24 protein-coding genes and 1 tRNA gene are annotated in these 26,805 nt (G+C 68.4%); 10 read left to right on the forward strand and 15 right to left on the reverse strand.

Going from position 1 to position 26,805, the window contains the following annotated elements:
• Positions 1-8: 8 nt before the first annotated feature.
• Positions 9-1,076 carry a S8/S53 family peptidase gene (locus tag ACIBH4_RS34155; protein WP_362516560.1) on the reverse strand — a complete coding sequence of 356 codons (1,068 nt, stop codon included), beginning with the start codon at positions 1,074-1,076 and terminating at the stop codon, positions 9-11.
• A gap of 205 nt (positions 1,077-1,281) precedes the next feature.
• On the opposite strand from ACIBH4_RS34155, the gene ACIBH4_RS34160 reads away from it, so the two are divergent.
• On the forward strand, positions 1,282-1,776 hold the full coding sequence (locus ACIBH4_RS34160; RefSeq protein WP_344918407.1) for a DUF3145 domain-containing protein: 495 nt from the start codon (positions 1,282-1,284) through the stop codon (positions 1,774-1,776).
• 163 nt (positions 1,777-1,939) lie between these two features.
• Here ACIBH4_RS34160 and ACIBH4_RS34165 read toward each other — a convergent pair whose 3' ends face one another.
• The 9 genes from ACIBH4_RS34165 to ACIBH4_RS34205 all read right to left on the reverse strand — a co-directional run bounded on the left by ACIBH4_RS34165 (position 1,940) and on the right by ACIBH4_RS34205 (position 10,409).
• On the reverse strand, positions 1,940-3,370 hold the full coding sequence (locus tag ACIBH4_RS34165) for a carboxyl transferase domain-containing protein (RefSeq protein WP_362516557.1): 1,431 nt from the start codon (positions 3,368-3,370) through the stop codon (positions 1,940-1,942).
• A gap of 12 nt (positions 3,371-3,382) precedes the next feature.
• Positions 3,383-4,615 (reverse strand): beta-ketoacyl-ACP synthase II, encoded by a 1,233-nt coding sequence (gene fabF, locus ACIBH4_RS34170; RefSeq protein ID WP_362516555.1) that lies wholly within the window; start codon positions 4,613-4,615, stop codon positions 3,383-3,385.
• Between the two features lie 57 nt (positions 4,616-4,672).
• Complete coding sequence (locus tag ACIBH4_RS34175) at positions 4,673-4,912, reverse strand: acyl carrier protein (RefSeq protein ID WP_362516552.1); 240 nt, start codon at positions 4,910-4,912, stop codon at positions 4,673-4,675.
• Between the two features lie 65 nt (positions 4,913-4,977).
• A complete protein-coding gene (locus ACIBH4_RS34180) occupies positions 4,978-5,934 on the reverse strand; it encodes a beta-ketoacyl-ACP synthase III (RefSeq protein ID WP_362516550.1) in 957 nt (318 codons plus the stop codon).
• 7 nt (positions 5,935-5,941) lie between these two features.
• A complete protein-coding gene (locus ACIBH4_RS34185) occupies positions 5,942-6,853 on the reverse strand; it encodes an ACP S-malonyltransferase (RefSeq protein ID WP_362516548.1) in 912 nt (303 codons plus the stop codon).
• A gap of 117 nt (positions 6,854-6,970) precedes the next feature.
• Positions 6,971-8,080 carry a helix-turn-helix domain-containing protein gene (locus tag ACIBH4_RS34190; RefSeq protein ID WP_362516594.1) on the reverse strand — a complete coding sequence of 370 codons (1,110 nt, stop codon included), beginning with the start codon at positions 8,078-8,080 and terminating at the stop codon, positions 6,971-6,973.
• Between the two features lie 302 nt (positions 8,081-8,382).
• Positions 8,383-8,865: a DUF350 domain-containing protein gene (locus ACIBH4_RS34195; RefSeq protein ID WP_362769250.1), complete on the reverse strand. Its 483-nt coding sequence runs from the start codon at positions 8,863-8,865 to the stop codon at positions 8,383-8,385.
• A 22-nt stretch (positions 8,866-8,887) separates the two neighbouring features.
• Complete coding sequence (locus ACIBH4_RS34200; RefSeq protein ID WP_362769247.1) at positions 8,888-10,048, reverse strand: glutathionylspermidine synthase family protein; 1,161 nt, start codon at positions 10,046-10,048, stop codon at positions 8,888-8,890.
• 55 nt (positions 10,049-10,103) lie between these two features.
• Entirely contained in the window at positions 10,104-10,409 is a 306-nt protein-coding gene (locus ACIBH4_RS34205; protein WP_362516539.1) for a hypothetical protein, read from the reverse strand.
• A 318-nt stretch (positions 10,410-10,727) separates the two neighbouring features.
• Between ACIBH4_RS34205 and ACIBH4_RS34210 the strand changes: the two genes are divergently transcribed.
• The gene (locus ACIBH4_RS34210; protein WP_362516537.1) at positions 10,728-12,548 is read left to right on the forward strand and encodes a serine/threonine-protein kinase; all 1,821 of its coding nucleotides are present in this window, start codon (positions 10,728-10,730) and stop codon (positions 12,546-12,548) included.
• Between the two features lie 164 nt (positions 12,549-12,712).
• On the opposite strand, the gene ACIBH4_RS34215 is transcribed toward ACIBH4_RS34210, so the two are convergent.
• Positions 12,713-14,284 carry an alpha/beta hydrolase gene (locus ACIBH4_RS34215; protein WP_362769244.1) on the reverse strand — a complete coding sequence of 524 codons (1,572 nt, stop codon included), beginning with the start codon at positions 14,282-14,284 and terminating at the stop codon, positions 12,713-12,715.
• 94 nt (positions 14,285-14,378) lie between these two features.
• Positions 14,379-17,126 (reverse strand): pyruvate dehydrogenase (acetyl-transferring), homodimeric type, encoded by a 2,748-nt coding sequence (gene aceE / locus ACIBH4_RS34220; protein WP_362516530.1) that lies wholly within the window; start codon positions 17,124-17,126, stop codon positions 14,379-14,381.
• Positions 17,127-17,978: 852 nt separating this feature from the next.
• Between aceE and ACIBH4_RS34225 the strand changes: the two genes are divergently transcribed.
• The 6 genes from ACIBH4_RS34225 (at position 17,979) to ACIBH4_RS34250 (ending at position 21,215) form a co-directional block, all read left to right on the forward strand.
• Positions 17,979-18,386, forward strand: a complete 408-nt coding sequence (locus ACIBH4_RS34225; RefSeq protein WP_350945987.1) for a secondary thiamine-phosphate synthase enzyme YjbQ — start codon at positions 17,979-17,981, stop codon at positions 18,384-18,386.
• A 123-nt stretch (positions 18,387-18,509) separates the two neighbouring features.
• Positions 18,510-18,938 carry a DUF3052 domain-containing protein gene (locus ACIBH4_RS34230; RefSeq protein WP_329084203.1) on the forward strand — a complete coding sequence of 143 codons (429 nt, stop codon included), beginning with the start codon at positions 18,510-18,512 and terminating at the stop codon, positions 18,936-18,938.
• A gap of 83 nt (positions 18,939-19,021) precedes the next feature.
• The gene (locus tag ACIBH4_RS34235; RefSeq protein WP_362769242.1) at positions 19,022-19,480 is read left to right on the forward strand and encodes a peroxiredoxin; all 459 of its coding nucleotides are present in this window, start codon (positions 19,022-19,024) and stop codon (positions 19,478-19,480) included.
• A gap of 30 nt (positions 19,481-19,510) precedes the next feature.
• Positions 19,511-19,861, forward strand: a complete 351-nt coding sequence (locus ACIBH4_RS34240; RefSeq protein ID WP_362516521.1) for a hypothetical protein — start codon at positions 19,511-19,513, stop codon at positions 19,859-19,861.
• Between the two features lie 170 nt (positions 19,862-20,031).
• On the forward strand, positions 20,032-21,108 hold the full coding sequence (locus tag ACIBH4_RS34245; protein ID WP_362516519.1) for an ROK family protein: 1,077 nt from the start codon (positions 20,032-20,034) through the stop codon (positions 21,106-21,108).
• Positions 21,109-21,140: 32 nt separating this feature from the next.
• Positions 21,141-21,215: transfer RNA gene (locus ACIBH4_RS34250), tRNA-Val, on the forward strand.
• Positions 21,216-21,271: 56 nt separating this feature from the next.
• Here the strand turns inward: ACIBH4_RS34250 and xerC are convergent.
• Genes xerC through ACIBH4_RS34265 form a run of 3 tightly spaced genes read right to left on the reverse strand, consistent with a single transcriptional unit; the run spans position 21,272 to position 24,116 of the window.
• Complete coding sequence (xerC, locus tag ACIBH4_RS34255; protein WP_362769239.1) at positions 21,272-22,435, reverse strand: site-specific integrase; 1,164 nt, start codon at positions 22,433-22,435, stop codon at positions 21,272-21,274.
• Positions 22,432-22,638 carry a helix-turn-helix domain-containing protein gene (locus ACIBH4_RS34260; RefSeq protein ID WP_030926264.1) on the reverse strand — a complete coding sequence of 69 codons (207 nt, stop codon included), beginning with the start codon at positions 22,636-22,638 and terminating at the stop codon, positions 22,432-22,434. Before ACIBH4_RS34260 ends, xerC begins: the two co-directional genes overlap by 4 nt.
• Positions 22,635-24,116 (reverse strand): replication initiator, encoded by a 1,482-nt coding sequence (locus tag ACIBH4_RS34265; RefSeq protein ID WP_362769235.1) that lies wholly within the window; start codon positions 24,114-24,116, stop codon positions 22,635-22,637. Before ACIBH4_RS34265 ends, ACIBH4_RS34260 begins: the two co-directional genes overlap by 4 nt.
• Before the next feature lie 125 nt (positions 24,117-24,241).
• Between ACIBH4_RS34265 and ACIBH4_RS34270 the strand changes: the two genes are divergently transcribed.
• Positions 24,242-25,084 carry a GntR family transcriptional regulator gene (locus ACIBH4_RS34270; protein ID WP_362769232.1) on the forward strand — a complete coding sequence of 281 codons (843 nt, stop codon included), beginning with the start codon at positions 24,242-24,244 and terminating at the stop codon, positions 25,082-25,084.
• A gap of 207 nt (positions 25,085-25,291) precedes the next feature.
• The gene (locus tag ACIBH4_RS34275; protein ID WP_362769229.1) at positions 25,292-26,278 is read left to right on the forward strand and encodes a hypothetical protein; all 987 of its coding nucleotides are present in this window, start codon (positions 25,292-25,294) and stop codon (positions 26,276-26,278) included.
• Positions 26,279-26,805: the final 527 nt, after the last annotated feature.

Below are 26,805 nucleotides of genomic sequence, written 5' to 3' on the forward strand. Positions count from 1 at the left end.
GTGAGACTTTAGCCCGGCGTGGGCACCGCGACTCCCAAATCGGGGATCCGCCTGGTCCTCGCCGGATCGAGGACGTGCTTCACGGCCTCCTGCTGGGGCCGGTCCACGCACGCGGCGGCGATCGCCCCGCTCACCAGGGCGGTGGCGAAGGAGGTCCCGCTCCAGCGCGCGTAGCCGTTGAACGCCCCGTGTTCGAGGAAGGTGCTGGACAGCCACTCACCGCGGGCACACGCGTCCACCCACGCTCCGTACGCCGAGAACGGGGCCCTTGCCCCGCCGTTCGGATCCAGTGCCCCGACGGCGATCACCCCGGGTGACGCGGCGGGCCAGAAAGGGCGGTCGGAGGCGGTGTTGCCCGCGCAGGCCACCGTGACCGTACCGGCCAGTGCTTCCAGGGCGGCCTCCACGAGCGGGGAGGGGCGGTCGTCGAAGGTGTGCCCGCCGAAGGACAGGTTGAGCACCTGCGGCGGGTCGGCCCGCAGCCGCTCCAGGAGGTGCAGCAGCCCGGCCTCGTCCCCGACGCCGTGGCCGTCCAGCACCCGGATCGGCCGCAGCCGCGCCGACGGGGCCGACCGCAGGATCAGCCCGGCGATGAACGTGCCGTGCCCCGCCTGGAGGTCCAGTTCGCCGTCGCCGTCGGAGTCGGGCACCTCGTCGGCCTCCCGGCCCCGCTCCAGGAACCACGGGCTTCCCTGCCACCACGGGTGCTCCGCCAGGCCGGTGTCGGCGAGTACCACCGTCACGGCGCCCGCCGCGCGCCCGGTGGGGGCGGGCTCGGGCGCCGGGAGGGCGGCGCTGGGGAAGGGGCGGGAGGCGGGGCCCCCGAAGTAGAGCGGCTGGCCCGTCAGGATGTGGTTGGCGGAGGCGCGCACGCCCCGCGCCCGTACCGACGCCACCAGGTCGCAGACGTCCACGCCCGGAGACAGACGCACCCGGTGGATTCCCCCGATCTCGGTGACGGCGTCGGCCCAGCGGGCAGTGGCCGCGAGGCCCGCGGCGTCGGTCAGCAGCTGACCTTTTCTGATCAGGGCGGGCGAACCGGGGATGGGTTCGACCCGTTCTATGCCGGTATTCATCTGGTCCTCCGGGGGCGATCACCAGGTGACGGGGTTTTCTTCATTCCCGAGGACGCCCTGGCCAAGTGCCCACGGCACAACATCTCGGTATGACCCCCCTCTGGTGCGACGTCACGACCGACGGTAGTCTCTCCTTCAGTCACTTGTGATCATCCTGGTATGAGGCCGTTGGGGAAGGCGCACCTCGTACGAAACGGGAGGTCCGGTGTCTGCTCGTGGCGTGCTTTACGTCCACTCGGCTCAGCCTGCGCTGTGCCCTCATATTGAATGGGCGGTCGCAGGTGTCCTTGGCGTGCCCGTAGACCTGACCTGGACTCCGCAGCCCGCCGCGCCCGGTCATGTGCGCGCGCAGGCCGAGTGGGAGGCCCGTGTCGGTACCGCGGCGGCCATCACCTCGTCGCTGATGGGCTGGCAGCGGATCCGCTTCGAGATCACCGAGGACGCCTCACCGGGCGCCGACGGGACCCGGCACGCCTACACCCCCTCCCTCGGCGCCTTCACGGCCGTGGTCGGGGCGAACGGCGACATCCTGATCCCGGAGGACCGGCTGCGCTCCGCCATGCTGATGGCCCGTCAGGGCCGCGTGGTGCTGGAGGAGGAGCTCGATCGCCTGCTGGGCAAGCAGTGGGACGCCGAGCTTGAGTCGTTCCGCTACGCGGGCGAGGGCGCTCCGGTCCGCTGGCTGCACGCCGCCGTCTGATCGGGCATGCCCCAGGGGGCACGTCCGCGTCCCTTGTGGCGGACGACCGTCCCGGCCATGGGTTTGGAACGTGCCCTGCGCCTCTTCCCTGCGCGGGGAAGGGCGCAGGGAAGACGGGCGAGCCCCCACCGGCAGGGACCGGCGAGGGCTCGTCGAACGACCGTCAGAGGGGGATGTTGCCGTGGGCGCCCCTGGCGGGGGTCACCTGGGCCAGGACCCTGGCGATGGCGCCCCTGGTCTCCTCGGGCTTGATCACCTCGTCGATCACGCCGAGCTCGATGGCCCGGTCCAGGCCGCCCGCGAGGATCTCGTGCTCCTCGGCGAGCCTGACCTCCAGGGCGGCACGCTCCTCCTCGGGGGCGGCGGCGAGCTCGCGGCGCTTGAGGACGCGGACCGCGGCGACCGCGCCCATGACCGCGATCTGGGCCGTCGGCCAGCCGAACACCTTGGTCGCGCCCAGCGAGCGGGAGTTCATCGCGATGTAGGCGCCGCCGTAGGCCTTCCTGGTCACCAGGGTGATCCGCGGCACGGATGCCTCGGCGAAGGCGTGCAGGAGCTTGGCACCGCGGCGGACCACGCCGTCGTGCTCCTGCCCGACGCCGGGCAGATAGCCAGGAACATCCACCAGGACGATCAGCGGCACCCCGAAGGCATCACACATCCGGACGAACCGGGCCGCCTTCTCCGCGGAGGCGGAGTCGAGGCAGCCGGCCAGGCGCATCGGATTGTTGGCCACCACGCCCACGGTCCGGCCCCCGAGGCGGCCCAGGGTGGTGACGATGTTGGGTGCCCACTTGGCGTGCAGTTCCACGCCGGGCTCATCCAGCAGGCCCGTGACGAGCGGCTTCACGTCGTAGGCGCGGCGCACGTTGTCGGGCAGCAGGCCGGAGAAGTCGACCTCCTCGACCCCGGTGCGCACCCGGCCCTGGTGGCCGAGCAGCACCGCCAGGCGGCGGGCCCGCAGGTAGGCGTCGGTCTCGGTCTTGGTGACCACGTGGACGACGCCGCTGCGCTTGCTGTGCGGCTCGGGGCCGCCGAGGGCGGCCATGTCGATCTGCTCGCCGGTGACGCTGCGGACCACGTCGGGACCGGTGACGAAGATGCGGCCCTCGTCGGCCAGGATCACGATGTCGGTCAGCGCCGGGCCGTACGCGGCGCCGCCCGCCGCGGGACCGACGACCACGGACAGCTGCGGGACCACGCCGGAGGCGCGGGTCATCGCGGCGAAGACGCGGCCGACCGCGTGCAGCGACTCCACGCCCTCGGCGAGGCGGGCGCCGCCGGAATGCCAGACGCCGATGACGGGAACCCGCTCGCGGACCGCGACGTCGTATGCGTGCACGATGTGCTCGCACCCCTCGCTGCCCATCGCGCCGCCCTGGACGCGGGCGTCACTGACGAACGCGACGACCGGCACACCCTCCACGCGGCCCGTCGCGGCGAGCACGCCGCTGCGGTCGACCGGCGAGATCAGCCGGATCGAGCCCTCGTCGAGCAGAGCGGAGAGACGCACCTGGGGGTCACGGGGATCGAGAGGCTCCCGTGCTGAATCCTCGCTGTCCTCGCTCACCAGCCCTTTGTCGAGCACAGTCATCGCGAGCCCCTGTCAGACGCTGGTGAAGGCCACGGCGACGTCGTGCCCGCCGAACCCGAAGGAGTTGTTGATCGCGGCGATCTGACCGTCCGGCAGGGCGCGCGGCTCTCCGCGCACGATGTCGACCTCGATGCCGTCGTCGAGGTCGTCCACGTTGATGGTTCCGGGCGCGCGCCGCTCGTGCAGCGCGAGGACGGTGAAAACGGACTCGATACCGCCGGCGCCGCCGAGCAGGTGACCGGTCATCGACTTGGTGCCGCTGACCAGCGGGTGCTCGCCGATGACCTCCTTGATGGCCATCGTCTCCACCACGTCACCCGCGGGGGTGGAGGTGGCGTGCGCGTTCACGTGCTTGATGTCGGCGCCGGTGAGACCGGCGTCCTCCAGGACGCGGCGCATGGCCAGCATGACCCCGGCGCCGGTCGGCTCCGGCTGCGCGATGTGGTGGGCGTCGGCCGAGTAGCCGACACCGGCGGCCACGGCGTAGATCGTGGCGCCGCGGGCGAGGGCGTGCTCCTCGGACTCCAGGACGAGAATGCCGGCGCCCTCGCCGAGGACGAAGCCGTCGCGGCCCTTGTCCCACGGCCTGGAGGCGCGCTGCGGCTCGTCGTTGCGGGTGGACATGGCGCGCATGGCCGCGAAGGACCCGATGTTCAGCGGGTGGATGGCGGCCTCGGTGCCGCCGGCCACGACCACGTCGGCCCGGCCGGAGCGGATCATCTCGATGGCGTACCCGATCGACTCGGCGCCGGTGGCGCAGGCGCTCACCGTGGCGTGGACGCCGGCGCGCGCGCCGACCTCGATGCCGATCCAGCCCGCCGAGCCGTTCGGCATCAGCATGGGAACGGTGAACGGTGAGAGCCGCTTCCAGCCCTTCTCCTTGAAGGTGTCGTAGGCGGCGAGGATCGTGGTGATGCCCCCGATGCCGCTGCCCACGACGACGCCGAGCCGCTCGGGGTCGACCTTGTCGATCGCGGCGTGCGCCCACGCCTCGCGGGCCGCGACGAGCGCGAACTGCTCGGCCCGGTCCAGCCGCCTCGACTCCGGCCGGGGCAGAACCTCGGTCGGGTCGACGGCGGAGAAGGCGGCGAACTTCACCGGGACGGAGTCCACCCAGTCGGCGGTGATATCACTGACCCCCGACTGACCGGCGAGGAGCGCCGACCAGGTCGAGGCGACGTCTCCACCGAGGGGCGTGGTCGCGCCGAGCCCGGTGACGACGACACGTACCTGGTCTGTACTCACTGCTGCGCTCCTTGTGAATCGCTGGTCAATCTGGGCTGGGGGATAAGCGGGAACGTCTCAGTTCTGGATGAAGTTGATGACGTCCTTGACGGTCTTGAGGTGCTTGAGCTGGTCGTCCGGGATCTCGACGCCGAACTCGTCCTGAGCGGCGACGGCGATCTCGACCATGGACAGCGAGTCGATGTCGAGGTCGTCGACGAAGCTCTTCTCCGGGGTGACCTCGGCGGCCGGGATCCCGGTGATCTCGTTGATGATCTTGCCGATGCCGGCGAGGATCTCCTGCTCGGTCAGAGCCATGTCGCGTGTTCTCCTTGGAATCGTGGTTCTTCTGGTTTCCCGTGCGGCGGGGCCGCGCGGAAGCTCTAGGGGATCTCGATGATCTGGCCCGCGTAGGTCAGGCCCGCGCCGAAGCCGAGCAGCAGGGCGAGCCCGCCCGCCTGGACCTCGCCGCGCTCGATCATCCGGGACAGGGCGAGCGGGATCGAGGCGGCGGAGGTGTTGCCCGCCAGAACGATGTCCTTGGCGATGACGGCGTTGTCCGCGCCGAGCTTGCGGGCGATCGCCTCGATGATGCGGAGGTTGGCCTGATGGGGTACGAAGGCCGCGAGGTCGGCCGGGTCCACCCCGGAACGCTCGCAGATCTCCTTGGCGACGGGGTGAAGTGCGGTGGTCGCCCAGCGGAACACGGTCTGGCCCTCCTGGTGCAGGAAGGAGTCGCGGTCCTTGATGATGATCGCGTCGAACTTGTCGCCGGCGCTGCCCCACACCACGGGGCCGATGCCCGGGGTGTCGGAGGGGCCGACGACCGCGGCGCCCGCGCCGTCGGCGAAGATCACCGCGGTGGCCCGGTCGGTCCAGTCGATCCACTGGGAGAGCTTCTCGGTGCCGACGACGAGCACGTGGGTCGCCGAGCCCGCGCGGATCGCGTCGTTGGCGACCGCGAGCGCGTAGCAGAAGCCCGAGCAGGCGGTGTTGACGTCAAAGGCGCCGGGGGCGTCGATGCCCAGCCGGGTGGCCACCCGGCCGGCGGCGTTGGGGATCTGCGTCTCCAGCGTGCAGGTGGCGACGATCACCAGGTCGATGTCGGAGGCCGCCAGGCCGCTCGCGGCGAGGGCCTTGCCGCCCGCCTGCACGGCCAGGTCGATCTCGGACTCGTTGTCCGGGGCGATCCGGCGCTCCTTGATGCCGACGCGGCTCTGGATCCAGGCGTCGTTGGTCTCCATGGTCGCCGACAGGTCGTCGTTGGTCACCACGTTGGAAGGCTGGTAGTGGCCAAAGGCGAGGATCTTCGCGCCGGGCGCGCCCTGTGAGGTCTTCATTCCTCGGTCACCGCTCCTTGTTCGACTCAAGGGCGGCTCGCGCGGCCTCCAGGTCGTCGGGGGTCTTCAGGGCGACGGTCGTCACCCCGCGCAGAGCACGCTTGGCCAGGCCGGTGAGCGTGCCGCCGGGGACGAGCTCGATCATCGTGGTGACGCCGAGCTCGGCCATCGTGGCCATGCAGGCGTCCCAGCGCACCGGGTTGGCGACCTGGGTGACCAGGCGCTCCATGAACTCGGCGCCGCTCGTGACCGCCGACCCGTCGCTGTTGGACAGCAGCGTGACGGCGGGATCGGCCGGTGTGACGTCCGCGGCGGCCTCGCGCAGGCGGCCGACCGCGGAGGCCATGTGGACGGTGTGGAACGCTCCGGCGACCGAGAGTTCCCTCACTCTCGCCCGCGCGGGCGGCTCCGCCTTGAATGCCGCCAGCTGCTCCAGCGTGCCGCCGATCACGATCTGCCCGGCGCCGTTGATGTTGGCGGGGGTGAGTCCCTTGTCGGCGATGGCGGCGAGGACCTCCTCCTCGACGCCGCCGAGGACGGCGGACATGCCGGTCTCGGTGATCGTCGCGGCCTTCGCCATGGCCTGGCCGCGCTCACGGACGAGGCCGACGGCCTGCTCGGGGGTGATCACCCCGGCCAGTGCGGCGGCGGTGAACTCTCCCACGCTGTGCCCGGCGACGATGTCGGGGGAGGCCCCCAGCACCTCGGCGACGGCGAGCCCGGCGGCTACGAGGAGTGGTTGCGCGACGGCGGTGTCACGGATCTCGTCCGCGTCCGCGGTGGTCCCGTAGGCGATCAAATCGAGGCCGGCCAGCTCCGACCAAGCGGTCAGCCGATCGGCCACGCCCGGTAGTTCGAGCCATGGACCGAGAAAGCCTGGAGTCTGGGCACCCTGGCCCGGAGCGACGATGACGAGCACAAAATCCAGCCTGCCCTGTAGAGGTTCAATACATGGATGGAGATCCAGACGAACTTTGTCCCCACTTCTTTGTAGGGAACCTACAGCGGGAGTTTCGCGGAGGTTAAGTAAAGGATGTTAGGTTACCGGCGTTTCCGACAGGCGCCCGAGAATCAGCCCCACCTGGAGGGTGAAGGCGGATCGCCCCTCGGTCGGCTGATAGCCGGTCAATTCCGTGATCTTACGCAGACGGTAGCGCACCGTGTTCGGATGGACGAAAAGCAGGCGGGCCGTCGCTTCCAGGGACGTGCCCTGTTCCAGGTAGGTCGCGAGGGTGTCGAGGAGCGGTGTGCCGATCAACGGCAGATAGACGTTCTCGATCAGCTGTGCCCTGGCGTCGCCGTCGCCGTCGATGGCCCGTTCGGCCAGCAGGTCCTCGGCGTGAACCGGCCTGGGCGCGTCCGGCCATCCCGCGGCGGCTCGCAGCCCGGCCATCGCCGCCCGTGCCGAGCTCGCGGCCGAGTGCAGGTCGGCCACCTCGGGCCCGATCACGATCGGACCGGCGCCGAAGCGCGGCACCACGTGCCTGGCCGCCGCGGCGACGCTGTCCGCCCCGCCCACGATCACGATCAACCGGTCGCCCTGCACCCCGGCCAGCATGTCCAGGCCCGACCTGCGGCCCCGGTCGCGCAGCGCGTCGATGACCGCCTGCGGGTCGTCGTCGGGGGTCTGCCCGGCCAGCACCACGACGGGGGCGGAGGTCCAGCCGAGCGCGGCGGCCCACGAGTGCAGGCCGTCGTCGACCTCGCCCCTGACCAGGGCGTCCACGATCAGCGCCTCCAGCCGTGCGTCCCAGGCCCCGCGAGCCTCGGCCTCGCGCGCGTACACCTGCGCGGCGGCGAAGGCGACGTCGCGGGTGTAGCGGAGCATCGCCTGCTGGAGCTGGTGCTCCCCACCGGGCGCCGCCAGATCCCCGGTCTGCGCCTCGACCACCTCGACCACGACCCGCACGATGTCGACGGTCTGCTGCAGCGAGATGGACCGCTTCAGCTCCCTGGGCGCGGTGCCGAAGAACTCGATGCTGGGCGTCGGGCGGCCCTCCCCGGCGTGCTGGAACCACTCCACGAACGCGGCGATCCCGGCCTGGGCCACCAGCCCGACCCAGGACCTGTCCTCAGCCGACAGGGCACGAAACCACATCAGCCGGTCGTCCATGCGGGACATGGCGGCCGTGCCCAGCGTGCCCATGGCCCGCTCCAGCCGACGCGTGGTGTCCTCCCGGATCCGGTCGGAGTCGGGATCCCTCCCGTCCTCCCCGATCACGACGTCGCTGTGCCTGAACGTTCGCTCGCTCCGCTCCCTCACGCCACTAAGAGTGCCAGGTCGCGGGAGATGCGCCAGCCGCGGCTCCGGACAGCGTACGCTCCCCGATCTTGTACGTCCCGCACGACCAGGGCGCGCGCGTACGCCGCGATCCCGTTCCGGGGCCCATGTCCCGTACGTCCACCGGGATGTGAACGTACGGAGGGTGGGGCGTGTCGGGCGAGGGCTCAGACGACCGCGACGGCGGTGATCAGGCCGATGGCGAGGTGGGTGACCGCGAGCAGCCGGGCGCCCGGCTGAAGCTCCGGCTCGGTGACCAGCTCGCGCACCGAGATGCCCGCCACCTTGTCGAACGCGAGCATCGCCACGGTCTGTACGGCGATGCCGACCAGGCCGAAGACCAGCGTCGCGAGCAGGCCCTCCTGCAGGGCGCCGCCCGAGGACCAGATGGAGGCCGCCACGATCAGCCCGACGGCCGCCAGCCCCGAGCCGGCGAGCAGGGTGGCATTGGGGTTGCGCCCCTCCTTGATGAGCTTGCCGAGCCTGCCGGGGGTGACCATGTCGATCACGTAGAAACCGACGATGAGCAGGATCACGCCGAGCGCGGCGTACGAGACGATCGCGAGCGCGCCGAGCCCGAGGACCTCGGCGAGCGAGAGCGCCTCGGCACCGGGCACGACTGGGACGGGCGGCACGGGGGTGAAACTCATGTGTTGTTTCTCTTTCCGGGACTCAGAGTTCGATGCGGTGCGGGACGAATGACGATGTGTCGTCGGTGATGAACCCCGAGGTCTCGCGGATGCCGGCACCCGCCGCCTCGTCGTGGACGACCCAGGCGCCGAGGACGGGACGCCAGCCCTCGAAGACGGGCAGCGCCTGGAACTCCTGGTAGACGTATCCCTCGGCGCCGTAGCCGCCGAGGGTCTCGACGTGCTCGCAGGGGGTGACGATCCGCATGTTGGCGCCCTCGCGGCCGAGCAGCGGCTTGACGATGTAGGAGGACATGCCGCGGGGGCCGTCGAGGTAGGCGGGCAGCAGGTTCGGGTGCCCCGGGTACAGCTCCCAGAGCACCGCGAGCAGCGCCTTGTTGGACAGCAGCATCTTCCACAGCGGCTCGATCCAGGTCGTCGAGACCTGCTGGCGCACCGCCCGCGTCCCGAACGGGTCGGCGACGGCCCACTCCCACGGGTACAGCTTGCAGAGCGAGCGGATCACCCTGCGCTCCATGTCGACGAAGCGGAGGTTGAGGTCGTCCCAGCCGATGTCCTCCATCGCGACCGCGACGGTCTTGAGCCCGGCCTGGTCGGCGGTCTCCTGCAGGTAGGCGAGCGTCATCACCTCCTCGCCGGAGGTGTCCATGTTGGTCCAGGCGAAGTGTGTGGGCCCGGTGGGCAGGCCGGTCGAGATCTGCTGCCACCTGGCGATCAGCCGCTCGTGGATGGAGTTCCACTGGTCGTCGTTCGGGTAGCGGTCGCGCAGCCAGAACCACTGCACCACCGAACTCTCCAGGAGGCTGGTGGGGGTGTCGGCGTTGTACTCCAGCAGCTTGGCGGGGCCGGTCCCGTCGTAGCGCAGGTCGAAGCGGCCGAACAGGTGCGGGTCGTTACGCTCCCAGGAGGCGGCGATCTCGGAGGCCACCCACGGCGGGATCGCGAAGTCGGCGTAGCGGCCCTTGGCGATGACGTGCTCCACGGCGTTCAGGCACATCCGGTGCAGTTCCTCGACCTGGTTCTCCAGGTCGAGGACCTCGTCCATGGAGAAGACGTACTGGACGGTCTCGTCCCAGTACGGGCGGTCAAGGCCCTCGGGATGGGCCGAGCGGTGGTAGGCCAGGCCGTGGCCCTCGATGACGCTCTCCCAGTCGTCGCGAGGGAGTGAGGTCTCGCGTCTCATCTCCTGCTCACCTGTCGCTCACCTGTGGTCCGTCGGCTTGCTCATCGGCGCCGGATCAGCTCCCGCCACCCGATCCGCTTCGGCCGCCGAAGCCACCCCGCTGGATCACCGTGCCCTTGCGGCTGGTGATCTGGACGTCCGAGGGACGCACGGTGGTGCCCTGCCGGATGTGGGAGCCGGACCTGACGCCTCCGTAGTACCAGCCGTAGGCGCCCCGCGATCCGTGGTAGCGACTGTCGTCGTCGCAGAGGTCCTCGTCCACGATCGCGTAGCTGCCGTCCGGCTGGCGGTTGTTGAGGTCGACGCACTCGGCGCCCACCTCCTCGTAGTCCGGCGTGGAGCAGGAGGAGACGAGAAGCATCGAGACGACACCGATTCCGGTGATGGCGATCGCTCTGGAAGCCTTGAAGCCCGGGGGCTTGGAAGGCGTCTTGCCATGGGGACCTGGCGGTGTGGCCCGTGGGTGTTGTGGTCGCGCGGCCATCGAGCTCCAATGAGATACGTCGCCACAGGGTATCGATGCGCTTTTGTCTGTTCAACCGATCTCTGGATCTTTCGGGAGAATCGCCGACGCCCGCGCGGGGGCGAGGTGAACCGCACCGGCCCTGAGAAGACAGCCGATCATCACCCGTCCGGGTGTGTAATGTTCTGGCAAAGCGCAGTGAGCGAGGGGTGCGCGGTGCCGGAGATCAGACCGTTGCGGCCGGGGGATCCGCCGCGACTGGGCAAGTACGAGCTCAAGGGCAGACTGGGGGAGGGCGGGCAGGGGGTCGTCTATCTCGGCGAGTCCGAGGACGGTGAGCGGGTGGCCGTCAAGCTGTTGCACGTGCGCTTCACCGAGGAGGCCCACGCGCGCTCCCGTTTCGCCCGAGAGCTGGCGGCGGCCGGCCGGGTGGCCGCCTTCTGTACCGCCCAGGTGCTCGCCGCCGACCTCGACGGTGAGACGCCCTACATCGCGAGCGAGCTGATCGAGGGGCCCTCGCTGCGCCAGGTGGTCGAACGCGAGGGACCGCTGACCGGGGAGGCCCTCGAACGCCTCGCGATCGGCACCGCCACCGCGCTGACCGCGATCCACCACGCGGGCATCGCGCACCGCGATTTCAAGCCCGACAACGTCATGCTCGCCACCGACGGCCCCAGGGTCGTCGACTTCGGCATCGCGAAGATCATCGACGAGAGCGGGACGATCACCACCCGCGCGGTCGGCACCCCCGCCTACATGGCTCCCGAGCAGATCGCCGGTGAGCGGGTGGGTTTTCCCGCCGACGTGTTCGCCTGGGGCTCGACCATCGTCTTCACCGCCACCGGAAAGGCTCCCTTCGGGAGCGACACGATCGTGGCGACGCTCAACCGGGTCATCAACCACGAGGCCGACCTGAACGGCCTGCCCGACAGGCTGCGTGACGTCGTCGCGGCCTGCCTGAACAAGGACCAGAGGCTCAGGCCCACCTCGGACGTGCTGCTGAAGCGCCTGCTCGGCCACCCGGTGGACGAGGCGGAGACCCCGGAGGCATCGGAGGAGGAGCTGGCCGAGGGCGCGCAGGCCGCCACCGGGGACCTGACGCGGCCGGAAGAGCCCGCCGCGCCCACGCGGCGCCGCCCCGCGGTCCTCGCCGCGATCGCCGCCGGGGTCGTCCTCGGCGTGGTGGGCGCCCTGCTGGGCCTCCCGTTCGGGAGCACGCCGCGCGGCCAGGCCGAACCCTCCCGCCCACCGACGTCCGGCCCTGCGACGGCGACCCCGCGGGTCTCCACCGGCTCGCCCCTGCTCGACCGGATCGGGGAGACCGGCAGGCTCCGCGTGGGGTTCAGGGAGGGCCTGCCGGGCATCTCGCTGGGCAGGCCGCCCCGGGGATTCGAGGCCGACGTGGCCGCCCACATCGCGAAAGAGCTGAAGGTGCCCGACGGCGGACTCAGGTTCGTGTCCGTGGTGGGGTACGACGGTCGCGAGGAGGCGGTGGAGAAGGGCAGGGCCGACCTCGTGATCGCCAACTTCTCGATCGACACCGCCGATCGCCGCCGCGTCGCCTTCGCGGGGCCGTACTACCTCGCCCACCGCGACGCGCTGGTGCGTACCGGCGCGAGGATCGACAGTCTCAAGGACCTGCGCGGCAGGAGGATCTGTCTGTCACCTGGCCAGACCACGGGCACGATGATCCGCGACAGGGGCGTCGACTTCGTCGACGTACGGGCGGAGGACCTCTCGCAGTGCGCGTCCCAGGTGGCCGACGGCCGCGCCGACGCCATGGTCGGGGACGACCTGCTGATCGCCGGCTTCGGTGCCCGCCTGCGCGACGTCAAGGTCGAGATCGCCGGGATCAGGCTCACCTCGGAGAGGTACGGCGTCGCGCTCAGGCGCGGAGACCCGGTGGCCTGCCGGAAGATCAACGAAGTGATCGCGTCGATGTACGAGGACGGGACGATGAAGCGCCTGCTCGAAAAGCACCTGGGCCGGGTCGGTTTTCGCTTCGAGACCGCGCGGCCCCGCCCGGAGACCTGCTGAGCCGTCCGCCTTCGACCGCGGTCTTCTCCGCGCTGTGCCCGTCCGCCTCCGGCCGCGCTCCTCACCGCCGCCCTGTCTCCCGCGGGGGCGAGCGACGTCTCCCGCGAGGGCGAGCGACGCGCGGGAAGGCGTGACCGCGCGGACCCACCCGCGGGCCCGCCGCGTCACGAGCCGTCGCAGACGGTCCCCCTGGCAGGGACCTTCCCGTCGATGAGGTAGGCGTCGGTCAGCTTCTTGACGCAGGTGTCACCGGACAGGTAGGCGCCGTGCCCCTCGCCCCTGTAGGTCACCAGCACCCCCGTCCGAAGCTCCCCCGTCAGCTTCGGAGCCCACTCGTACGGTGTGGCGGGGTCGCCGGTGCCGCCGATCACCAGGATCGGCGCCGAGCCCGTGGCGTTGATCCGCCTCGCCTCGTCGTTGCCGGGAACCGGCCACATCGAGCAGATCAGGCCCATCCCCGCGCCGCCGAACAGCGGGGAAACCTTCATCGTCTCGTCCTCCAGCGCGTTCAGCTGCTCGGGGGTGGGACGTTCGGCGGTGTCCACGCAGCTGATCGCGGGGAAGCTGCTCATGAGCGTTGTGTAGCTCCCGTCGGGCTGACGGCCGTTGTAGCTGTCGGCCAGGGCCAGCAGGATCCGCCCGTCACCCTTCATCGCCTGGCCCAGCGCCTGGTCCAGCAGCGGCCAGGTCAGCTTCGAGTACAGCGCGGCGGCGATGCCGACGCCCGCCAGCCCCTGGGTCAGGAGACGTTTGCCGACCTTGAGCGGTTTGTCGTTCAGCTCGTCCATGAGCTTCATCACGTTCTTGTTCGCGATGGTCGCGTCGCTGCCGATCTCACACTCGCGGGGCTGCTTCACACAGTCCTTCAGGAAGGCGTCATAGGCGTGCTGGAACCCCTTCGCCTGGACCATCGTGCGCGTCGCCATGGAGACGCTCGGATCCAGCGGGGCGTCCAGCACGAACCGGCCCACGTTCTGCGGGAACTTCGTCGCGTAGACCGCGCCGAGTTGCGTGCCGTACGAGATGCCGAAGTAGTCCAGCCGCTTCTCGCCCAGGGACGCGCGGAGGCGGTCCATGTCCGCGGCGGCGTTCACCGTGCCGATGTAGGGCAGCAGCCTGCCAGAGGTCTGCTGACAGGCCGTCACGAACTCCTTGGTGATCTCCCTGCTCCTGGCGCGCTCGTCCTCGTTGGCGGGCAGGGTGTCCATCGAGGTGAACCTGTCCATCACCGCGCTGTCACCGCACCGGACACCCGAGCTTTCGCCGACCCCGCGCGGGTCGAAGCTGACCAGGTCGAAGCGGCTGTTCAGGGTGGTGAACGCCTTGGCGGCCTGGGCCATTGTCTCGACGCCCGAGGCGCCGGGGCCGCCGAAGTTGAAGACCAGCGAGCCGATCCGCCTGCCGGGGTCGGTGGCCTTGACGCGGATGACGGCCATCTCGATGGAGTCGCCGTCCGGGTTGGCGTAGTCGAGCGGGACCCTGAGCTTCCCGCACTGCTGCGCGGAGTTGGGCTGGGGGGTCTCACCGCCGGGCCGCCTGACCTCGGTACACGGACCCCAGGTGATCGCCTCCGCAGGGACGGTGGAGGTGGCGGTCGGAGCGGTCGTGCCCGAGACGACGTCGCCTCCGACGAGCCCGCCCGGGAGGGAACCGTCCCCGCCGGGTCCGCCACCGCAGGCGGAGAGCACGGTTGACAGGGCCGTGACCGTCGCGGCGGCCCTAAGGATTGTTGCCATGAAACGCTCTCCCCTGGAATCGTTCGCCGGGGGGGAGCGACTAACACTAACCGGGCGGGCCCTCCATGGAAAAGGAGAACCCGCCCGGGAACGATCAGACTCCCATGGACTGGGTGTCGTTGCTCTCGGCGCCCGCGGCCTCGGTCACGCCGTTCTTCAGGTGATACATGGAGATGGCGTCGCCCAGCACCTCCTGGTCGAGCTCACCCCTGTTGACCAGCTGGGTGAGCACGGCCAGGGTGATCGAGGCCGCGTCCACGTGGAAGTGGCGGCGCAGCGCCGACCGGGTGTCCGACAGGCCGAAGCCGTCGGTGCCGAGCGAGCTCCAGTCACCGGGAACCCACTGGGCGATCTGGTCCTGGACCGCCCGCATGTAGTCGCTCACGCCCACGAACGGCCCCTGCGCCGACGACAGCGCCTGCGTGACGTACGGCACGCGCTTGTCGGAGTCGGGGTTGAGCAGGTTGTGCTCCTCGGCGGCGAGCGCGTCGCGGCGCAGCTCCGCCCAGGAGGTGGCCGACCAGACCTCGGCCGCCACGCCCCAGTCCTCGGCCAGCATCCGCTGGGCCTCCATCGCCCACGGCCCGGCCACGCCGGACGCGAGGATGTTGGCCTTCGGCCCGGACACGGCCGGAGCCGGGGCGAACCTGTACAGACCCTTGAGCAGGCCCGTCACGTCCAGGTCCGAGGGCTCGGCGGGCTGGGGGTAGGGCTCGTTGTAGACGGTGAGGTAGTAGAAGACGTTCTCCGGTTCCTCGCCGTACATCCTCCGAAGGCCGTCCTGGACGATGTGGGCCACCTCGAATCCCCACGAAGGGTCGTACGAGACCGCGGCCGGGTTCGTCGAGGCGATCAGCGGGGTGTGGCCGTCCTCGTGCTGCAGGCCCTCGCCGTTCAGCGTGGTGCGGCCGGCGGTGGCGCCGAGCAGGAAGCCCCGGCCCATCTGGTCGGCGAGCTGCCACATCTGGTCGGCGGTGCGCTGCCAGCCGAACATCGAGTAGAAGATGTAGATCGGGATCATGTGCTCGCCGTGCGTGGCGTACGACGAGCCGACCGCGATCGTGGAGGCCATCGAGCCCGACTCGCTGATGCCCTCGTGCAGGATCTGACCCTCGGTCGACTCCTTGTAGGACAGCAGCAGATCGCGGTCGACCGCCTCGTACGTCTGGCCGTGCGGTGAGTAGATCTTCGCCGTCGGGAAGATCGCGTCAAGACCGAAGGTGCGCGCCTCGTCCGGGATGATCGGCACGAACCTGTTGCCGATCTCCTTGTCGCGCATCAGGTCCTTGAGCAGGCGGACGAACGCCATGGTGGTGGCGACGTTCTGCTTGCCGGAGCCCTTCTTCAGCTGCGCGTACGCGGCGTCGCCGGGAAGCGTGACCGGCTTGGCACGCACCACGCGCTTGGGCAGGAAACCGCCCAGGGCCGCGCGGCGCTCCTTCATGTACTGGATCTCGGGGTCGTTCTCGCCCGGGTGGAAGTACGGCGGGAGGTCGCCCTCAAGAGCGGAGTCGGGGATCGGCAGGTAGAGCCGGTCGCGGAACTCCTTCAGGTCGCTCTTGGACATCTTCTTCATCTGGTGCGTCGCGTTGCGCGCCTCGAAGTCCTTGCCGAGAGTCCAGCCCTTGATGGTCTGGGCGAGGATGACCGTCGGCTGGCCGACGTGCTCACGAGCCGCCTTGTAGGCCGCGTACACCTTGCGGTAGTCGTGGCCGCCGCGCGACAGCTTACGGATGTCCTCGTCCGACAGGTGCTCGACCATCTTGCGCAGGCGCGGGTCGTCGCCGAAGAAGTTTTCCCTGATGTATCCGCCGGTCTCGACGGAGTATGTCTGGAACTGGCCGTCGGGGACGGTGTTCATCTTGTTGACCAGCACACCGTCGACGTCGGCCGCGAGCAGCGGGTCCCAGTCGCGACCCCAGACGACCTTGATGACGTTCCAGCCGGCGCCCCTGAAGTAGGACTCCAGCTCCTGGATGATCTTGCCGTTGCCGCGCACCGGGCCGTCGAGGCGCTGCAGGTTGCAGTTGATGACGAAGGTGAGGTTGTCGAGCTCCTCACGGGCCGCCACGCCGATCGCGCCGAGCGACTCGGGCTCGTCCATCTCGCCGTCGCCGAGGTAACACCAGACGTGACTCCGGCTGGTGTCCTTGATCTTCCGGTTCAGCAGGTAGCGGTTGAACCGGGCCTGGTAGATCGCCCCGATCGGGCCGAGACCCATGGAGACCGTGGGGAACTCCCAGAAGTCGGGCATCAGGCGGGGGTGAGGATAGGAGGGCAGACCCCTGAACCCGTGCGAGAGCTCCTGACGGAAGGCGTCGAGCTGTGCCTCGTTGAGGCGGCCCTCCAGGAAGGCGCGGGCGTAGATGCCCGGCGCGGCGTGGCCCTGGAAGAAGACCTGGTCTCCGGACTCGCCGTGGTCCTTGCCGCGGAAGAAGTGGTTGAAGCCCACCTCGTAGAGCGACGCGGCGGAGGCGTAGGTGGCGATGTGCCCGCCGACGTTGGTGCGGGCGTTGGCCCGGGTCACCATCACGGCCGCGTTCCAGCGCGTGTAGGCGCGGATCCGGCGCTCGACGTACTCGTCGCCGGGGAACCAGGGCTCGCGCTCCGGCGGGATGGTGTTGATGTAGTCGGTGCTACGCAGGCCGGGCACCCCGACCTGGTGTTCACGGGCGCGCTCCAAGAGCCGGAGCATCAGATAGCGGGCCCGAGTGCGACCTTCCGTCTTGATGACGTTGTCGAGCGACTCGAGCCACTCCTGGGTCTCGCTGGGGTCGACATCAGGAAGCTGGCTGGGTAGGCCGTCGCTGATGATCGAGAAACGCTGGCGTCCGGAAGCCACTGGGTCTCGCCTTCCGAGGATGGACTTTTGTCTGGAGTAGGTCGTCTTCCATCCTGGTCGCTTACCCCGGAAAGTGCATCTCTACTTCCCGGTAACCAGGAGATCCCTGCTGGCAGTGATACGAAAGTGGCCTAGACCACCGATGGTAGGACGAATTGCCACCAAAGGTTACATCGGGGTTGCCCCTTTTTTACAGGTTCCCTCCCTGGGAATCTGGGACCCGCTGTCTGGCCTGCCTTCGCGCCCCCTGCCGGAGCCTTCCGAGCCCCTTTCGCCGGGGCCCTTCGACCGTCTTCGGGGGACCGTCGAAGACCCCCGAGGGTCTTCGAGGGACCCCGGAAGGGGAGGGTGCCCTCCCCGCCGCCGCGCGATGTGCCCGGGCGTCGTGATCGGGACCCTCACCGTATACAACGCATGATCCCCCCTGAAGGTGCCCTAACGGACGCCTCGCGTATCGTCTTTCGCTCTTTTTCCCACCATCTTTCGCATCGGCTCCGCTGCGGAGGCCTGTCATGCGCCCCTCTCGCGTGGGAGAACAGGACGCGGCCCGTGAGGCTCCGTGCCGAAGTGGTAACGATTCGCGCGCCAACCGTGAGCGGCGCTACGGCCGCCGTCACTGCCCGGAAACGCCGCATCCGGCAGGCGTATCCCAAGGCTCCGCTCTTGTTCCGCCCCCCGCCCTGCCCGGCTCCTCCCGGTAGGGAACGGTCCAGACGAGGACATTCCCGGAACCGGACACACCACCCCCCGTCCCTGCCCCGACGAAGATCGGGCGGCGGCGAGGGCCACCCGGGGTCTTCCGGACCGGGTGCGGTCGTCATCGCAGCTCACGATGGATCGTAGGATCGGTATGTGAGATCTCAGACGATCGAGGTGATAACGGGTTCCCGAGAGCGGGTGCACGACATCACCTCCGAGTGCGAGAGCTTCGTCCGGTCATGTGGGGGCGACGGCCTGTTGCACGTCTTCGTGCCCCACGCGACCGCGGGGGTCGCGCTGCTGGAGCTGGGCTCGGGCAGTGACGACGATCTGCTCGCGGCCCTGGAGAATCTGCTTCCGGCCGATGACAGATGGAGGCATGCGCACGGATCACGAGGGCATGGACGGTCGCATGTCATGCCTGCCCTCATTCCGCCGTACGCCACCGTCCCGGTTCTCGCGGGACGGCTCGCGCTGGGAACCTGGCAGTCCATCGCCATCGTGGATCTCAACGTCGACAATCTGGAACGCCAGGTCCGTTTGTCATTTTTGTCGGACTAATTCATACGTAGCCCAGTCGTTGCCGTGGCGACCGTTGACGACTGAGGGTCACAGCGTGTGGACTGTGCCGAAGCACTCTGAGCACCGTGTGATTGCGGGGCCATTCAAGCAGGAGGGACAAACGTGAGCGCGACCGCGGGTCAGGCGCAAGGCGAACGCGGCCTGGCCGAACGGCTCGGCCTCAAGCCGGGTCAGGTGGTGCAGGAGGTCGGATGGGATGAGGACACCGACGACGATCTGCGCGACTCCATCGAGGAGCTGACCGGTAACGAGCTGGTCGATGAAGACTTCGAGGACGTCGTCGACGTCGTGCTGCTGTGGTGGCGTGACGGCGACGGTGATCTGTTCGACGCCCTGAGCAGCGTGGTGACCAACCTCACCGACGGTGGCCAGATCTGGCTGCTCACTCCCAAAGCCGGCCGGGACGGGCACGTGGAGCCGAGCGACATCGGGGAAGACGCCACCACTGCGGGTCTCTCGCAGACCAGCAGCATCAGTGCCGCTCCCGACTGGTCGGGGACGCGTCTGGCGACGCCCAAGGCGCGCCGCTAAGGGTCCGCCCTGCCGTACGGCTCGCGCGGGCCGTACGGCAGGATGATGACGCCTGCCGTCAGCCGAGGAAAGGAACCCCGATCATGACGATCGAGGTGGGTGACCAGGCTCCCGACTTCGAGTTGAGGGACCAGCACGGCACCCCGGTCAAGCTTTCCGGACACCGGGGCAAAAAGATCGTGCTGATCTTCTACCCTCTGGCGTTCACCGGTGTCTGCGGCAACGAACTCGACGCCATCCGCGACGAGCTCATCGCCGACATGCCCGAGGACGTTAAAATTCTCACCGTCTCGGTTGACTCGACCTTCGCCCACCGCGCGTGGGCGGATCAGAAGGGCTACACCTTCTCGCTGCTCTCCGACTTTTGGCCACATGGGCAGGTCGCGCGGGCGTACGGTGTATTCGACAACGAGAAGGGCTGCGCGGAGCGCGGGACCTTCATCATCGACGGCGAGGGCGTGGTTCGCTGGCGCGTCGTGAACCCGATCTCGCGGGCCCGCGACATCGCCGAGTACCGCAAGGCGCTCGCCGACCTTCCTTAAGCGGCGATCCGGCGGTCACCCGCTCACAAGGTGCCCCGCCGGTCCGACCTCTCGGAGGCGATCATGCCCTGCTTCTCCTGCGGGGCCAGGCAGACCGACCCGATCCGTGGCTCCAGCCCGTGGACGCGCGGAGTGCGCCACGAGACGCAGGTGCTGATCTGCCCGGACTGCCGGCGCACCCACGAAGTCGACCTCGACACGTGCCTCTCGTGCGGCTCCGTCGCGCTCATCTGCCGGTTGGGCGAGGTGGAGTGCCGATCCTGCGGCGCGGTACGGCTCGCGCGGGGCGATAACAGGCCGACCGCCTCCCACGCCTGCGCGCCCGGCCTGGCCGACGAGGTGGAGGCCGCCCTGGCCAGGGTCCTGCGCCGGGTCCCCTGAGAACACCCCGGCCATTCCAGGGGCCATGGGACCGGGCGTTTCCCGATCACACAGGGATGTTTCTCCGAGCAACGCGCCCGGCCGTATGGGAGAGATCCCTCCATTCCGGCGCGCCCGGCGTGCGCTAAGGTCGGGCTCGGTCCCGCCCCTTCGACCCGCTGGATGGGTGCATGAGCTCCTTCGTTGTTGCCCTTGACGTCGGTGGAACGTCGATGAAGGGCGGCCTCGTCACCCGTTCCGGCGAGATCATCCGTACCGACCGCCGCGCCACCCCGCGCGACAGGGGCCCGGCGGCGGTCATCGCGACGATCCGGTCCTTCATCGACGACCTCGCCGCCGCGGGGGGTGGCACCCCCGAGGGGGTCGGACTCGCCGTACCGGGCCTGGTCACCGCCGAGGCGGCCCTGTACTCCGCCAACATCGGCTGGCGCGACGTCCCGGCGAGGGACCTCGTCCCGCTGGACATCCCCGTCATGCTCGGGCACGACGTCCGCACGGGCGGTCTGGCCGAGAGCGTGCTCGGAGCCGGCCGTGAGCTCTCCGACTTCCTGTTCCTGCCCATCGGCACCGGCATCGCGGGCGCCACGATCCTGAGTGGCGAGCCGTACGGCGGAAGCGGTGGCTGGGCCGGCGAGATCGGCCACACACCGGTCCACCCCGAGGGGGAACCGTGCGCCTGCGGTCAGATCGGCTGCCTGGAGACCTACGCCTCCGCCTCCGCCGTGGCCCGCCGCTACTCCACCCGCGCCGCCGCACCCCCGCCTTCCGCCCCCACCTCTCCCTCCTCCTCCACTTCCGCCCTGGAGCCTTCCTCCGCCCCTGCCTCGTCCCTTCCTCCCTCCTCTCCGCCGTCCACCTCATCCGCCACCGTCGTCCCGCCCGTCTCGGTCAGCGCCGAGCGAGTCGCCGCCCTGGTCGCCTCCGGTGACCCTCTCGCCGTGGAGATCTGGGACGACGCGGTCGAGGCACTCTCTCTAGCCCTGGCCACCTACACGCTTCTCCTCGACCCCTCCGCCATCGTCCTCGGCGGAGGTCTCGCGGAAGCGGGCCCCCTCCTCTCCGACCCCCTGGCCGAACGGCTCGGCAAACGCCTCGCCTTCCGCGATGCCCCGCCCCTGCGTCATGCCGCCCTGGGCATGTCCGCCGGCATGCTCGGCGCGGCCCTCCTCGGCTGGCGCGCCGCCGGCTTCACCGACGCGGGAACCACGTGGTCTCTCGATGTGCTGAAGTCCCCCCACGTGGCGTAAAGTGTTGTCCCGTCTGTCCGACGGGATTTCCCGGGCGCTTAGCTCAGCGGTAGAGCGCTCGCCTTACAAGCGAGATGTCACTGGTTCGAACCCAGTAGTGCCCACCAGCCAAAACGCCCCGTTCCTGATCTTCGGAACGGGGCGTGAGTGACTAACTGGGTGACTAACTCCCGAAGATGTCGTCCATAGCCTCCGCGCCCTGCATGAGCACCGGCCGGATCTGCTTCCTATATACGGTCTCCGTGACCACCGTGTTCCGATGGCCGACGAGCCTGGAGATGTCCTCGATTGGGACGCCGGAGTCCGAGAGCAGTGAGACGAAGCTGTGCCGCATCTCGCGAGGAGTCCAGTCGGTGCCACGGAGCCCCGCCTTCTCAATGATCTTCCGCACGTCGCGGCGCACGTTGCCCGCGCTCATGGCCGTGCCCTTCGATGTGGAGAAGACAAGATCCGCTTCTGTCCCCGCCTTCTCCTGCTCTTCCCGGAGCGTCCGCAGCGCGTCCACGCACCGCCGAGGGAGCTTGAGGGAACGACGTGACTTGACGGTCTTGGTGTCTCCCTTCTGCCGCACGGACCGCCACACGTAGATCGCGAACTGCTCGTGCTCCCAGCCGGTCTCGGTGACAGGTGCCCACAGGTTGCGGCTTTCGTCGAAGGTGACCACATGCGACCAGAGAAGCGCACGCAACTCCTCCGTACGGGCACCGATCAGCAGCGAGAGCACCACGTACGCCCGCATGCGCGGGTTGGCCTGCTCCGCCAGGGCGATGATGGAACTGGCTTGCGCGAGCGTGAGCGCCTTGGAGGTACGGCCCTCGCGTCCCTCCGGGATCTCGCAGAGATCGACCACGTTCCGCTTCACCTTGTCGCGGCGCATGGCGCCCTTCACCGACCGGTTGAGAATGCCGTGGATCAGCTTGAGAGAACGGGTGCTCAGCTCACTCGTCTTGCTCGCAAGCCACCGGTCGACGTCCTCCACCGACAGGTCACGTAGCTTGCGCGCTCCCACCGCGGGGATCACGTGCTTGTCGGCGTAGGTGGTGTACATCTTCACCGTGGTCGCGGATCGCCCGCCCAGGCCGTGCTGCAACCAGTACTTCACGGCGTCGGCCACCGTGTAGTTCGCCGGAGCGATGGCCAGGCCGTCGTCATAGTCGCGGATGATCTCTTTGAGCTTGTCCTTGGCCTCCGTCTTGCTCCTGCCGCTGGCCTTCTTGACGATGCGCTTCCCGGCGGGGGTGTAGCCGACCGTCACCGAGGCGATCCAGCGCTCTCGCTGCTCGTCCCAGTGCAGGCCGCCGTCTCCCCGGCTGCGTCGTGCGGTCATGATGCCCTCGCTTCCCGTTCGAGTAGAGCGATGTAGTCGGAGATGGCCGAAGCCGGGATGAGCCGGGTACGACCCTGGGTGACGGAGCGCAGTCGGCCCGCCCTGATCTGCTCGTAGATCACGCTGCGACTCATGCTGAGCAGGTGCATGGCGTCGCATATGCGGTAGAGCCGCCGTTCGCCGGGCGGTCCGGGTGCTGTCACCCGCTCTCCCGTTCGGTGGCGACCTTCTGGCGGATGTGCTCGGCCATGATCGCCTCACCGGGGGAGTAGCCCGATCCGGCGAACCGCCAGTGACCAAGAACGAGAGTCGTCGCGTCACCAAGGGCCGGGAGCCCGTGCCGTTCGCGTGCTTCGGTGGCCCTGTGCGTGGTGCGTACCTGCCGGAGATCGCCGAGGGTGGTGGAGTAGCGGCGCGACTTGGTGGAGAAGTGGCCCCGGAAGCCCAGCATGTGCGCCCAAGGCCGCAGCCGGAGAGCCTTGTATTCAGGACGTGCACCCAGCTCCCAGCAGGTGCGGATCATCCGCCGGGCATGCTCGCTGACCGGGAGCGTGTCCAGGTGCAGCCCCGGCTTCAGACCCGTCCCATGGCAGCGACCGCAGGACGCCATCAGGCTCAACCGCCCTCGACCGCCGCAGGCCGGACACGACAGCCGGTGGTCGACGGTGCCGGAAGCTTCGGCGCCCTTGGTGGCGTACTTGGCGATGTAGCCGGCCACCGCTCGCTCACTGAGCCCGTCCGCTGCCTGGTCGAGCAGGATGGGCCGGATGTCGAGCTGATCACCCCAGACCAGATCCCATCGGCCGAGATCACTCGGGGGAGAGGCGACCGTGACCCGCTGGACCGCCGGAGGGATCGCCCGGCTGAGCAGGCCGTGATCAGCCCAGTCCGGAGGGACCTCGCTCCCGCCGCCAGGACCGTCGAGCCTGACGATGGCGTGGAAGTGCACCAGGCCGCGCCGCTGGTACTCGGCGACCTTGGCGAACGACACCCGGACCCGCTTGGCGAACTCACGACGGCTCAGCCCCGCCTCGCTGGCGAGGGTGCGCCGCACTTCCAGGGTGAAGCGATGCCAGAGAGCGCCCGCGTGCGCCTGCCAGAGCACCGCGCCCACGTAGTCGTAACACCGGCCGCAGATGGGTTGCCCGAGCCGTTCGTCTCCCGGCTCGTGGCGAGCATGGCAGCCGACCGGATGCCCGTGCTCACATACCTTGTCGCGCTTACGGGGACGGCAGGCCCGTACCGTCCCGTTCTTCTCCCGCCGGGTGTGCACCGGCCCGAATGAGGGAGCGGTGAGCGTGACGAACGCCCGAGGATGCCCACTCACCTCCTGCGGGACACCCTTGCCGCCGGACAGGCCCGCCCGGATCAACTGGAAGGTGTCGGTCCGGTAGACCTCCGAGCAGGCCGGACACACCGAGGCCCGCCGGTTTCCGCAGGCCACCAGTAGATGCCCGGAAGGCTCGTCCGTCGTGCGGTAGCTGTGCAGCACCTCACCGCTGGTCGCGTTGACGATCAACGACTCGCCCGCCAGGTGCACCGGGTGGGCACACCCTCCGGTCGCGGCGACCATCGAGCGCCACCGGTCGTAGCCCGGATCGTTGATCACCCGTGCGAGATCGACCAACCATTCCGGCTGCTGGTCGGCGGTGCTGTGCTGTGGCTCCCCCTTGCTGTTCATGACGTCCTCCTTCGCTCGCTCCCGACAGGTACTCCAACACGTGCTACCTCTTGGCCCATGTGGACATGGTAAACAACACGTGCTACCTCTTGTAAAGAGCAAACGTGAAAGAAGGAGAACTCGGCATGACCGATGACAAGGGCGCCGCCCGGTGGCGAATCATCGCCGACCTCCTGCGCTCAGATGTGGTGCAAGACCACTACCAGCCAGGACAGGCACTTCCCGGCGAAGCGTTCCTCGCCAACGAGTACGCCACCTCACGCCCGACGATCCGCAAGGCCATCGCCCAGCTCGTCGGCGAAGGACTACTCACCGTCGCCCACGGCCGGGGCACCTTTGTTCGCCCCACCCCTGACCGCCGCCTCATCCTCATGGGCGGCTCAGAGCGCGAAGACCTGCTCAGCCCCACGTACGACCCCGCCAAGCAGGGATGGGAACACGTCACCGTCGCCAGCGAGGCCGAACGCACCGCGGGCGGTGTCACTCCCAACTCGGCACTGTTCATGACCATCGAGGGCAGCAAAGCGGACGTCTTGGGGGTGCGCCGAGGCCGCATGGGCGTCTACCGCTACGCCTACTGGCAGCACACCAAGACCCGCGCCCGCATCCACCTGTGCTCCTACCTCCTGGCCGACCAGGTCGCTGTGATTACCGGCGAGGGTGGAGGTATGGAGATCAACTCTGAGATCGAGCCCGAGGACTACTACGCCCACCTGGAGCGCACCCACGGGCCACTGCGCTGGATCACCTCGGTCCACACCCAGATGCCCTACGGCGAGACCTACGAAGACCTCAACATGGAGCCCATCGGCACACCCCTGTTGTTAGTCCGCCGGCTGATGCTCAGCAAGGACGGCCGCCCCCTGGAGTTCACCGAGATCGAAGCCCCCGGCGACCGCTTCGAAGCCGCAGCAGCCAGTGAGCATGACCAGGCCGGATCAGACGGACAGGTCTCACTCAGGGTGTAGTGGGCTCAGACTTTCTTTACTGGTTTAAAGGCGATCCGCCTGCGGCGTCTCGCCGCGCGTCGGGCGGTCGCTGGCCGCGCTGCGGCTCTCCGGCCGGTCGCGGCCAGCGCCGCCCACGCGCAGTTAGCTCTCTTGGGAAACTTCCTGATGCGGCTGGATTCTGGGGACTAGGTTATTGGCCAAAGGAGAACTCGATGAAGGGCAGAGATGCGCGCACAAGCTCTGGAAGCTAGGGTCCTAGCGCTGGTTGAAAAGGTCCTTGGCGGCTCTTCTGTAGAGGACTCTCTTGTCGAGTGCAAAGCTGACTGGCCGGGAGAGGAGAAAGCTCGTCAGCTAGCCGGACATGCGAACAGTTCCCAAGGTGAACCAATAATATGGATCATTGGGCTTGATGAAAAGGCGCATCGGGTGTCTAGTCGAGACCCTGGTATTGACCTTGCGATTTGGTGGGACAAAATTCGTGCACGATTCGATGAAGGTATTGCTCCAAACATGGTGCAGTCTCTTGTTGTTCCGGTAGGAGAAGGTACGTCTGTATTGGCTCTCGCTTTTGAGACTGACCGTGCGCCATACGTGGTTAAAGCATTAACTGGTAACGTCGAGCGAGACGTACCAGTTAGAAAAGGTACCGCAACGCGCTCCGCTAATCGCAGTGATCTTATCAGGATGCTTACGCCGGTCATGCGGTTACCTGAAGTAAGTGTCGTCCATGCATCCGGGAATGTTCGGCGGTTTGAGGGGGGAGCCACTGCGCACGAAAGGTTAGAGATAGGATTTGCAATTTCGCTTTTCTTGTACAGTCCGGGTGATGGGGCGACTGTCTTCCCTAAGCATTTGATGCGTGGAGAGATTGAGCTTTCAGATAAGAGCAGTGCAGTGCGTATCATAGAAGTCGCTCCCTACTATCACGGGATGTCGAAAGAAGAGCGAAGTAACCAGCCTCGCTATGGGGTCCTCTACTATAATGACGCTGCATTTCTAGTTGGCGCAGGAGAGTTGCAGTTAAGGGTGCAAGCGAAACTTGACCCTCTCGAAGATTTTGGCATCGAGGATTACGGCAAGGCGAATCTGACGCTCAGCCTGCCGGTTGCTGGTTCGAGTAGGCCGCTTCGTGTGTCCGTAGAGCTACACAAATCGATGTCCCGATTCCCGACAGTTATGGGAATTGAGGAAATTATATCGTGGTCCTTTTAATGCGAAGCTGAGTATTGGGCAGCTTGTGTTGTCGATGTTTGCTCCAATGTACGCCGACAGTTAAATTTCCCCCAAAGGGCGAAGCTCGACATGGTGTCGAGTGAGCTTAAGTGGTCGCCTTGCGTAAGGTCGTAACGATCGTTGACTTCGGTGCTCGCTCAGGGATTAGGATGATTGGCTGCCGCAGCCCTCCTTCGTCAGGCTTTGCCACCGGATGGCCATGGTTGAGGTCGCGCGAGAGTTGACGACAATGGTGCTCTCCATGAAGTACATAACGGGAGCCGGGCACTGCCGTTGACCTCGCCCCTGCCCATTAGCGCTGAGGTGGCCGGTCCGCCTGAAAAGTGGATAGTTATAACGATTTTCGATTTCCCTTTTGAATATTTCGGCTTTGACTTTTCTGGCCGCTTTGCCGCTTTCGTGAGGCGTGGGGGGGGGGGGGGGGGCGCCCGCCCCCCCCCCCCCCCCCCCCCCACCCCCCCCGCCACCCCCCCCCCCCCCCCCCACCAGCCCCGCCAGACAGAGGT

Source organism: Streptosporangium sp. NPDC050284, from assembly GCF_044459525.1.
Lineage (GTDB): Bacteria > Actinomycetota > Actinomycetes > Streptosporangiales > Streptosporangiaceae > Streptosporangium.